The sequence below is a fragment of the Allobosea sp. 05T439 genome (assembly GCF_056396005.1).
In genome coordinates this window covers 1-409 of record NZ_JBFTKP010000163.1, presented here as the reverse complement: position 1 = coordinate 409, position 409 = coordinate 1, and the positions used below count along the sequence as shown (strand labels likewise).

The window sequence follows — 409 nt, the reverse complement described above, 5'->3', positions numbered from 1 at the left end:
ACGGGCCGTCCGAGCTACCATCCGGGCGTGCTGCTAAAGATCTACGTCTACGGCTACATCAACCAGGTGCAATCGAGCCGTCGGTTGGAGCGCGAGGCGCAGCGCAACATCGAGCTGATGTGGCTGACGGGACGGCTGGCGCCGGACTTCAAGACCATCGCCGACTTCAGGAAGGACAACGGYTCGGCGATCCGGGCGGCTTGCCGGCAGTTCATCACTTTGTGTCGCCGGCTGGATCTCTTCACCCACGCGATCGTGGCCATCGACGGCAGCAAGTTCAAGGCGGTGAACACGCGCGACAAGAACTTTACGCGCGCCTCGATCCAGCGTCGGATGGAGCAGGTGGAGGCCAGCATCGAGCGTTACATGTCGGCGCTGGAGACGGCCGATCGACATGATGGCGAACTGG

General features: G+C 62.7%; 1 protein-coding gene. It reads left to right on the top strand.

Annotation, left to right across the window (positions count from 1 at the left end; all coding sequences use genetic code 11):
* Positions 1–409, top strand: a 409-nt coding sequence (locus AC1DIO_RS35550) for a transposase (protein ID WP_476854977.1), incomplete at both ends; no start/stop codon positions are given.